Annotated in this window: 6 protein-coding genes; 2 read left to right on the top strand and 4 right to left on the bottom strand. The window is 59.7% G+C overall.

All coding sequences use genetic code 11. The annotated features are described in order from the left end of the window. Nucleotides 1-86: 86 nt before the first annotated feature. Both PSV43_RS13720 and PSV43_RS13715 read right to left on the bottom strand, forming a co-directional pair. Nucleotides 87-2,309, bottom strand: coding sequence for a trypsin-like peptidase domain-containing protein (locus PSV43_RS13720; protein WP_300198105.1), 2,223 nt, complete (start codon nt 2,307-2,309; stop codon nt 87-89). 133 nt (nt 2,310-2,442) lie between these two features. Next, a complete protein-coding gene (locus PSV43_RS13715) occupies nt 2,443-5,370 on the bottom strand; it encodes a PVC-type heme-binding CxxCH protein (RefSeq protein WP_300198102.1) in 2,928 nt (975 codons plus the stop codon). A 192-nt stretch (nt 5,371-5,562) separates the two neighbouring features. On the opposite strand from PSV43_RS13715, the gene lnt reads away from it, so the two are divergent. Continuing rightward, on the top strand, nt 5,563-7,269 hold the full coding sequence (gene lnt / locus PSV43_RS13710) for an apolipoprotein N-acyltransferase (RefSeq protein ID WP_300198100.1): 1,707 nt from the start codon (nt 5,563-5,565) through the stop codon (nt 7,267-7,269). A 56-nt stretch (nt 7,270-7,325) separates the two neighbouring features. Then, nucleotides 7,326-7,856, top strand: coding sequence for a hypothetical protein (locus tag PSV43_RS13705; protein ID WP_300198097.1), 531 nt, complete (start codon nt 7,326-7,328; stop codon nt 7,854-7,856). A gap of 8 nt (nt 7,857-7,864) precedes the next feature. Here PSV43_RS13705 and PSV43_RS13700 read toward each other — a convergent pair whose 3' ends face one another. Together PSV43_RS13700 and PSV43_RS13695 are read right to left on the bottom strand one after the other, a co-directional pair. Then, a complete protein-coding gene (locus PSV43_RS13700; protein WP_300198094.1) occupies nt 7,865-9,271 on the bottom strand; it encodes a hypothetical protein in 1,407 nt (468 codons plus the stop codon). A 78-nt stretch (nt 9,272-9,349) separates the two neighbouring features. Beyond that, on the bottom strand, nt 9,350-10,453 hold the full coding sequence (locus PSV43_RS13695; RefSeq protein WP_300198091.1) for a type IV pilus twitching motility protein PilT: 1,104 nt from the start codon (nt 10,451-10,453) through the stop codon (nt 9,350-9,352). Between the last annotated feature and the right edge of the window lie 31 nt (nt 10,454-10,484).

Here is a 10,484-nt window from a genome sequence, read left to right as displayed (position 1 = left end):
CTGCTGCCACATGGCCTCCGCAAAGCACTCGCTCTCAAACCACCCTTTCGCTGGCTGTTCGGTGTGCGGCTGGCGGGATTTAAGGGCTAGTCTTGCAACGACTGCATCCAGCGGTCGAGCTGCTGGATGAGTTCCGGCGGGCCATCGGCGGGGAAATTTTCGATCAGCCAGGTCACGTCTTCACGGGCACCGGCTTTTTCACCAAGACGCTGACGCATCTGCGCACGGGTAAGACGCTCCCCAGTGGACTGGGGATCAATGGCGAGGACGAGATTCAAATACGGCAGCGACTCGCGCAGCGAGCGGCTGGCATCAAACACGCTGCTCATCAGATTGCGCAGCATGCGCAGCAGGATGGCCTGCTTGGTGGTGGGTGAGAGCGCGCCTTCGGGGAAATGACCGTCCTCGGTGAGATCCAGCGCCGCCTCCTCCACGGTGACGAGTTTCCCGTGCTCAAAGACATCGACGAGCTGGAGCTCGCCTTCGGGGCCATCGCGATAGCCGACCATGAACTTGCCGGGCAGCGGCACGCCAAACACGCCCTGTACGCCGAGGGCGGAAGCCAGCTCGACGTAGAGCACGCTCAGTGTGATGGGCAGACCTTCGCGGTCATCAATGACTTCGTTGAGGTAGCTGTTGGAGCGGCTGCTGTAGTCGCCCCGGCTGCCATGAAAGCCATTCTCTTCAAAGAGATAGCGGCTGATTCGTTTCACGGCCGGGATGGTGCCCTTGCTGATCTCGGGATCGTCTTTGAGATCAAGCACCATGGACTTGAAACTGTTCATGTAGGTGGCGATGTCGATCTCCGGGTTGTCGTGACGTGCCAGTAGCAGAGCACAGCGCAACAGATTGATCTCCGGCTCGGGTTTGGCGAGTTCGGCGAGGATTTCCTTCGTCATGGCGCGACGGTGCAGTTCGTGTTCGAGATCGCGCAGCTTTGCGGCTTCTTCCTCAAGCTTGCGACGCTGTTCCACCAGCACGCGCCTAGCTGCTGCGGGGTTTTCCAGCAGGCCGTCCAGCGTTTTGTCGGCGGTGGCCGCTGCGGCGATGTATTCTTCCAACTTGGAGCGGAGCTGGGAGGCGACCTCGGGTTGCAGCGGCTTCTCGGCGAGGTCGGTGCCGATGCGGAAATTGCGAAACTGCGCCACGGTCGTCCTAAATTTGCACAGACCGCCAGAGCCGCCGCGCAGGCCGGTGTCGTCACTTTCAATGATCTGCTGGCCATTCACAAAGCAGACGATGCGCCCAGGCTCGACGCGGACACGCAGCGTGTTCCATTCACTGGATTTGTAGGCATCGCTCGGGACATCGGCGAGGATGGTCCAGGAATAGACGTCGGAGCCGTCAAAGCGGGTGAGGCGAAGCTTCCCACCCGAGGCGTAGAAGCCGTAGTGCTTGTCCGCGCCATCGGAGCAGAAGGTGAGGCCGGCGGCACCGGATTCATCCTCGAGCCGCACATTCACGGCGATCTCAAAAGTGCCTTCGGGCACCTTCTGGGTCGAGAGGCAGAGCGCGCGACCGCCAAAGCCTGCGCCTGAAAATTCGGAACGAATGACGCCGGCATGCTGCGTCCACTGCGCCCCCAGATGGGCCTGCCACTGTTTGGGATTCAGCGCGCCAATGGTCAGCCAGCGGGACATGGGCACGGGATTGGGTTTTTCGATGAGGGATTTGAGGTCGTTCACCGGCATGGCGAAGCCGAGGTTGTCAGTCTTGAGCGACTTTAGGGTGAGCAGGCCCAGCACATTTCCCTGCATGTCGAGCAACGGACCGCCGCTGTTGCCTTTTTCGATGGGCACGGCGACCTGCAGCATCTCCAGGCCATCCACATCACGGGTGGCGGAGAGCACACCCTGGACGATGCTAAAACCCAGACCTTCCGGGGCGCCCATGGCGACAATGGGATCGCCCTGGCGGACTGTGCTGGAATCTCCTAGCGGCAGAGGTTTGAGGCCCTTGGCGTCAATTTTGAGCAGGGCGAGGTCGTGATGGCTGTCACTGGCCTGGACGACGGTGACATTGTAAGTTTTGCCATCGTGCATCTCGATTTGCAGACGGCGTGCTTCGCCTATGACGTGCAGATTCGTGGCGATGAGGCCGTCCTCGCTCACGATGAAACCGGAACCGATGCCGTCGGTGCCTTCGCGGCCGATCTGGGTGATTTTGACCAGCGACGGACGGATGGTCGCTGCCAGTTCGGTGGCGGTCTGGGCGGGAGCCGCTGGCTGGGACTCAGCCTTTGATTTCGAGGCCGCGTCTGCCTGACCAATCATGAGGCAGGTGAGGAGCAGGAGGGAAACTGTTCGCATGGCAGAGGATGATGCAGGAAACGCGCCACGCGAGCTTTTCCATGCATCAGAGATTAACTGGCACCTCGCCGCATGGCGCAGCAGGCGATAGCGATGTCCGTCAGCGGCGACCGCCTTTCCCCACGAAGTCACCTCACTTCAAACTCAGAATAAACGCCTTCACATCGGCGAACTCCTGCGGCTTCAAAATGAGATTCATCGGCGGCATCGGGGAGATCGGTGTGGCGGTGTAGCCTTCGGCGAGTCTGGCGTTCGGATTCACGAGGCTTTCGAGGATGTAGGCGGCGTCTTTGCGCGTGGCTATGCCATCCAGTGCAGGCCCCACAGCGCTGCCCTGGCCTTTGAGCATGTGGCAGTTTTTGCAGGCGGCGACGGGGTGCTCCCAGAAGATTTTCTCGCCGCGCTTCACATCGCCCGCCAGCTTGGATTCATCTTCTTCGATTTCGGGGATCAGTTCCACCAGGCGCATATCATCAAAGTAGGTATCGCCCTTCGCCACATGCAGGAGGTTGATGCTGGCTTTGTCGCGGGTCTTGCTGTTGAAGGTGACTTCCACTTCGGTCCAGTCCTGGGTGCGCTTGATCGTGGTGGTCTCCGCGCGGCCGAGGTGGTCATTGAGGCTGGCTTTGCCTTTGAAGCCGTGGGTCTTGATCCAGGCACTGAGCTTGTATTCGGTGTTCGGCTTGAGCGGCAGGTCGGCAAAGAAACTGGTGTCGGCGTCATCGCGGGTGATGACGCGGAAAGCCTGCTTGCCGCTGTGGACCATTTTCCCATCGGTGACGATGCTCCACTCCGCCCCCGCATTACCGGGCTTCTTGCCGTAGTTGCGCAGCTTCCATGCGGTCGGTGTCTTCGTGCCTGCGGCTATCTCTTCAAAACCGGGGTTGGGCAGGAGGTTCGGGCCTTCCTTGTAGTTCAGCGCCTTGTGCTTCTTGCCCAGCATCTTCGCAGCTTCGGCCAGCCATTCGTCGTTTTTTACGATGGGATCAGCGGCAAGCTTTTTGACGAGCGTCTGGATCTCGGGGGTGGTGGTGAAGTCGGAGAGTTTGACGAAGGCGGCGAGGCGGGTGTGGAGATCGGGGTCGTTGAATGTGCCGGAGCCGAAGAACAGATCCTGGGCTATTTTGTCAGAGCCGAGGGCGCGGATGGCATTGCGGCGCAGTTTGGCGTCTTTGGAGATGAGCGCGGCTTGGTGAGTTGATTTATCTAAAAATTCAAGACCATCAAGAGACCACAATGCGTGAATCGCAGCAAGGCCACTGTCACTTGTGGAGACTAGTTTGTTTAACGCTAAATCTATGTCCCCACCAAGTCCCAAAATGGTCTTTGGCTCAAGATTGCCGGGGGCACCGCCAATGATGATGTTTCCTCTCATGCCGTGGGCATGTCCTTCAACAAGCAGCCGTTGTGCGGTGAGACGCCAGAATGGATTGGGGTCACTCAATGCCATCACCAGATCAGGCGAAGAACCGAGAAAGCTTACACCCTTCTCCTTGGTCTCCTGGACTGCAAAATGGTAAACGGGAGCTTTGCCAGCACCCTTCGCCACGATCCGGTAAATCCGCCCGCGTGAGTGATCACGAATGTCATTCTCATGAGCGCCGCCTTTGCCGGTGGTGGCGACGAAGCCGCCGCGCTCCACGCTGGGGGTGGGATTGTGCTGAATGATGAAGTTTTCGAAATCGGCCACCCACACTGCGCCATCGGGGCCGACTTCGGCATGGACGGGGGAGTTCCATTCGTCGCTGCTGGCGTAGATGTTCATGAAGTCGAGCGCCTTCCAACCGGCGCCGTCGGGCTGCAGATCGAAGAGTGCGACGACTTTCATGGTCGGCTCGCAGACCATGGCTTTGCCTTGGAACCGCTTCGGTAATTTGTCGCTATAAATAAAATTGCTGCCTGCTGCCGAGGTGTAGCCGCCGAAGACGTCCACCTGCCGGAAATTCGGCGTGATGGTGTGGCAGGTATCGACGACATTGATCTTCTTTGCCGTCATGCCGCGTGAGCCTTCGGTATAGGCGGTGGCGGGAATGCCGCCGAAGAAGAGGGGCGCGCCATTCGCGGTGCCGCCGAACTGATCTCCCGCGTCATTGGTGCTGTGCCCCCAGGAGTTGTTGCTGAACTGATGCAGGAACTCAAGGGCGCTGCCGTCGCTTTTGAAACGATAGGTGCCCATGGAGAACTGGTGCTTTTTACCGCCGACGTATCCTTCGATGCCGCTGTAGCCCACGCAGCCGTAGATCCAGTTGTCGAAGCCGTAGTGGAGGTTGCTGGCCTGAGCATGCGTGTCGCGGATGCCCCAGCCGTCGATCACGGTTTCACGCACATCGGCTTTATCGTCGCCGTCGGTGTCCTTCAGGAAGATGAACTTCGGCGGCTGACTCACAATGATGCCCCCACGCGCAAACACAATGCCCGTTGGCAGATTGAGCTTGTCGGCAAAGACGGTGAATTTGTCGGCTTTGCCATCGCCATCGGTGTCTTCGCAAATTTTGATGCTGTCCTGGCCTTCGCCACTGTCGGTGACGCCATGGGGGTAGTCGCGGGTTTCCACCACCCAGCAGCGGCCGCGCTCATCCCATGCGAAGGCGATGGGCTTGGCGATGTCCGGCTCACTGGCGAAGAGTTTCAGCTCGCAATCGGCAGGAACCTGCGTGCGCGCCATGCTGCCTTTCACGCTCATGGGCAGTTGCAGTGTGAGCGGCTCCGGGCGCTTTTCGTAATTGGCCACCTGCGGGTGTTTCTCGCGCACCTCGGGGTCGCGTTGGGCCAGGAAGGCCTCGTAGCTGGCTTTGCGCTCGGGGCTGAGTTTGGAGAGGATCGCGTCGCGGCTCAAATCACTGCCGGGCTTGAGGATGAGGTCGTAGTCACCGGCAGGAAGTTCTTCTTTGGCATAATCAAACCAGATTGCATCGCGGCCCAGATCACGCATCGCTGCATGCAGGGGGCCGACGGTGGTCTGCTCCTTGCCCTCGGCATCTAGGTAGAGCACACGGATGGGGCCGGTGGGCGCAGCATGGGCGAAAACGGCAGAGATCAAAAGTAGCAGGAATGCTTTCATGGTGGATGAGTTGGATTATCGCTCGAAATAACACCGTTTGACCAGCCTGCTGTGCGGACAACTTTTGGGAGGAATCGGACAGTGCCTGACGCCCCCCTCCGATAGGGACTGCGGTCGCGCTGCCGCGCTCCGGCTTAAACTCACCCACATTCACATTTGGCTTTTCGTCAGGTGACGGCATGATCCCGGCCCGTGACTGATACCAAACGCCTGCGCCTGTTCATGTTCATCGCCCCGCTGCTCAGCGGTGTGATTCTGATGTTTGCTTTTCCACGCTGGAATTCAAATCTCGCGGTCTGGCTGTGGCTCTTCCCGCTGCTGGCTGTCTTGTGGCCATGGAAGGATGTTGAAGGTGTCAAAGTGCGCCCGTTCTGGCGGGGCTACCTGGCCGGACTGGCATTCTTCCTGCCGAATTTGAAATGGGTGCATCATTCCGCACGAGTGAGGATGGGCGGTGCCATCGATGACTCCTGGGTGGGGCTGGGGCCAGAGCTGCTGGGCTGGGGCGCGCTCATTGGCTTGTCCGGCTACTGCGCCGTTTACTTTGGCCTGTGGGCCTGGTTCACGCACCGCTTTGCCCGACCCAATGTGACCACGCTGACCAAGGATGCGTGGTGGCCCAGCACGCTCCATTCCCTCGCCTGCTCATTTCTTGCCGCATCCGCATGGGTCGCCTGCGAATGGCTGCGCAGCACCACCGTCTTCACCGGCTTTGGTTGGAACGGCCTCGGTGTGGCGATGCATGGCAATCTGCCGCTCGCTCAGGCGGCGGATCTGGTCGGCGTCTTTGGCCTGTCCTTTCTGCCGGTGTTCTTCGCCTGCACATTCTGGAACACCGTCACCCGCCTCATCATCGCCTTTCGCGGAGAGGGCACCTGCAGGACGCGGCTCGATCTCACCCTCGCTTTGATCCTCCTTCTTGTCACCGCCAGTTACGGCATGCTCAAGATGAGCGCCAAGGAGCAGGACAGCATCACCGTACGCACCGTTCTCGTGCAGCCCAATGTGTCGCTGGTGGATGCGGCGACGGGCAGGCTCGCGGAGCAAACCTATCAGCACCTCGATCAGTTCACCCGCATGTACGGCACGGCGAAGGAGGGCAAGACCGCCACCGATCTCATCATCTGGCCCGAGAGCGCGCTGCCGGTGAATCTGGAGGACCGGTATCGCTATCTTCCCAAGGATTTTCATAAAAATTACTTCAATGACATGCTGGAATCAGGCGACTTCAGCCTCTTCTTCGGCACGGATCTGTATGAGAGCGATGTCATCGGCCACGTCTCTGCCGTGCTGTTTCATGGCAGTACCGACCAGCGTCAGGAGTACCACAAAGTGCACCTCGTCCCCTTCGGCGAATACCTGCCGCTGCGCGACATCCCGCCGTTCTCCTTTTTTCAAAGCATGTTTGAGGGCTCCTTCACTCCGGGAGTCAAAACCGAGCCCCTGCTGCTGGCACAGCCGCAGGTGCAGATCATCCCGCTCATCTGTTTTGAAGACACGGTGGGCAGTCTGGCGCGCAAGTTTGTGCGCGAGGCACCGCAGATGATCGTGAACATCACCAATGACGGCTGGTTCCTGCAAAGCGAAGAACCCGAAGTACACATGATCAATGCCCTCTTCCGCTCCATCGAACTGGGCCGGCCTATGGTGCGCGCCACCAATACCGGTGAGAGCTGCTTCATCGACACCTGCGGCCGCGTCACCGCCCGGCTTAAAGATCCTGAGACCGGCTCTTCCTTTATCGAAGGCACGCTGCCCGGGGAGGTCAAGGTTCCGCGTGCAGGGCACCTCACGCTCTATGCACGATTTGGCGACTGGTTTGCGCTGACGCTGCTCGGCCTCTGCGTGCTGGTTTGGGGCCGCAGCCTGCTGAGGCGGAAAGTTGCGACCAAGGTTTGATCGATGTCATTATAAGCTGGACGAGAACTGTTCGGATTACATATCTTGAAAGCGTCATGAAAAAACTGCTGACTATTACTCTGGTTGGAATCGCTTGCTGGGCACAGGCACGGCTGGTGAGAAATTGGACGCAGGCCGAACTGACGGCCGCAGCTGATACGGTGGTTGTGATCGAGGCGTTAAGCACCGAGAAAACAGACTTGGAACCGGACTTCCTCAAAAATTCAAAGCTCTCCAAAGAAGACTATCAGGCGTGGGTCACCACCTTCAAAGTCCTTACTGTTTTCAAAGGCTCGGCTAAGACTGAAGAGCCTCTGAAAATCGTTCACTTCACTTACTCGGACCGCGTGCGCGGCAGCTATAATGGAGCTCAGTTCGTGAGATTTACGATTGGCCCCGTTGAGCGTGAGGCCATGGTGAAAGTGAACGGCGTGGGACAAGGAACCGCAACCTGGCCTGCCTATCATCCGACTTGGCTGGCCTATCTCAAACACTGCAAAAATGGACGCTTTGAGCCGGTGACTGGTCACTACGATGCAGTTCCCTCATTTTATGAGCAGAGCAGTGTTCGTTCGGCATTTCCCTGAAAACAGCCTCAGTCCCCCCGCCACCAGGAGCGCCAGGTCGTGCGAGGTTTGGGCTCACGCGGAGATAGGGGCGCGCCGGGAAAGTGGGCAGGCGGGGTGTTGTGGCTTTCGTCAGAGAAAGGGTTGCTGAAATTCGACGTGGCAAATTTAGATTTCGGGGGCACCGAGTTCTGCATCGGTGCGCGCGGGCGCAGGATGATCTCGGCTTCGACCACGGCGCCTGTCGTTTGCACCTGAAAAGGAACTGCGGGCGTCATTGGAAAGCCATCCGGCGCAAGCTGCCAGGGGTTGGCGGGCGCGGCGGCCAGGGGTGGATCAAAGGAGGCGTCGCCATCTGCCGCAAGCTCCAGCGGGATCTCCGGGGCGGCTAGCGCAGCGGGTGGAGACTCGATCACCGGGGGCTCAGGCTCCCATGCAGGGACCATTTCGGCGGGAGGCGGTGGCGGTGCCGGCATGACGGCCACGGGTTCAACGGGGGGAGCGACCTGGATTTCATCCGGGAGTGCTGCGCCTTGGAAAACTGAAGTGGAAAAAAAGGGCGGTGGCTCGGCCTCTTCGTATTGAGCCGGTGCCGAGGAAAACATGTTTGAGCGCGGAGCTTCTTGCGGGCTGCTGACGTCTTCTTGCGCTGCCGATGGGTTGAAGATCATGCTGTCGGCCGGGGGGGCGTGGGGCGCAGGGTCGCTCAGGCTCGGCATGGGATCGACACCGAGAGTCCACGCGGCATCTGCCAAGGCATCTGCCAAGGCATCTGCCAAGGCATCTGCCACGGCGGGTGCTGCGGGAGGTGTCTCCAGTTCCTCCTCTTCCGCTGCATTCATCGGCTCCGCCGCCGCGAACGTCGGTTCATCCTCAGCGATCAAGGGCTCAGGCACCCAAAGCGCTTCAGACGCGGGTTCAGTCAGGCTGGCATAGGAATCGTTGTCGAAGGGTGCTGCGCTGGCGGTGTCGTCAAATTCATCCAACAGAAAGGAGCCGGGGCGGTAATCATCTTCACGCTCTCGCTGCGTGACTGTGAGCGTGGAAAAATCCACGACCGGGGCCTGGGCTTCGCGGCTGATTTGGCGTGAAAGCCACTGCTCGACCTGGCTCTGTGCGGAGATTTCGGGTGGCGGAGCAGGTGGCGGCAAACTCTGCTCAGGACTCTCAAGCGGCGGCGCGCTCTGCTCAGGAATTTCTAGCGGGGGCTCTGGAGGGGGCAGGTCTTGCGGCTCGGCCCGTGGCGGAGCCGCCGTCTTTTTCTGCCGCAGCAGCGCCAGTGCCGCAGCACCGGCGGCGAAAATCAAAGGCGCTTTGCCCAGGCGTGTGGCCAGGACACCACCCATCGCCGTGGCAGCAAGAATTGCCAACGGGCCAGGCTGATGACTGGTGCGTTGCGGCTGGTCTGATGAACTGTCCTCGGAAGCCGTGCTCATCTTTGAATTAAAGCGATGTTAATTCACCGCGTGCGCTGCGGCAAGATTCAACTGCTTCACTTGCCTGTCTGCGTCGGGCTATTTGTTGGCGTCGCCACCACTGGCGACGGCGAGTCCGGCATCTTCGGGGGGAAGGAAGGCTTTGAAGCGGTTCTTGTCGATGGCCTTCATGTAGGCTTCCATCGGCGTGACGTAGCCGTCACGCAGCTTCTGCCAGATGGCTTCGTCCATGAACTGCATGCCCTGGGATTTGCCGCCGATGATGACGTCGTAGAGCTTTTGCGTGGCACCTTCACGGATGATGGCACTGACGGCGGGATTGGACACCATGATTTCATTCACGGCGGCACGGCCCTTGCCGTCTGACTTTTTCATGAGGAGCTGGGCCACCACGCCTTTGAGGGAGGCGGCGAGCATGGTGCGCACCTGGCTTTGCTGATCGGATGGAAAGACGTCAATGATACGGTCAACCGTCTTGCGGGCGTTGTTCGTATGCAGGGTGCCAAAGACGAGCAAGCCGGTCTCTGCCGCCGTCAGCGCCAGCGAGATGGTTTCAAGGTCGCGCATTTCCCCCACGAGAACGATGTCCGCATCCTGACGCAGCGCGGCGCGCAGACCGTCGGCGAATGAAGGAGTCTGGATGGGCACCTCACGCTGGGTGATGATGCTCTTCTTGTTGCGGTGCACGAACTCGATCGGTTCTTCGATCGTGATGATGTGGCGGCGGAAGTTGGTGTTGATGTAGTCCAGCAGGGCGGCCAGCGTGGTGGATTTGCCCGAACCGGTCGGGCCGGTGACGAGCACCAAGCCGCTGCGCAAGTGGCCGAATTCCTTCACCACTTGAGGAATGCCGAGCTGCTCCAGGCTGGCGATCTTGGTGGGAATGATACGAAACACGGCGGCGTAGCCATGCTGCTGGCGCAGGTAGTTGCAACGGAAGCGGTTGTCCTGGTCCATCTCGTACGCGAAGTCGAGATCTCCCTTTTCCTTGTAGCGGTCCCAGGCGCGGGGCTCGCAGATTTCACGCATCATGGTCTCCATGAGGCGATCGTCCAGGATCTGGTCGGAGATGGGCTTGATGCTGCCATGCACGCGCACCTTGGGCGGCTGCTTCTGGCTGAGGTGGAGGTCAGAGCCGCCCAGTTCGATGAGCTTCTGGAAATATTGATCAATGATTGGCATGAGACGTTCGCAGTGGTCGGTTGGCGTGGCT

The organism is Prosthecobacter sp., assembly GCF_029946185.1.
Lineage (GTDB): Bacteria > Verrucomicrobiota > Verrucomicrobiia > Verrucomicrobiales > Verrucomicrobiaceae > Prosthecobacter.
This window is presented reverse-complemented; position numbering and strand designations above follow the sequence as displayed.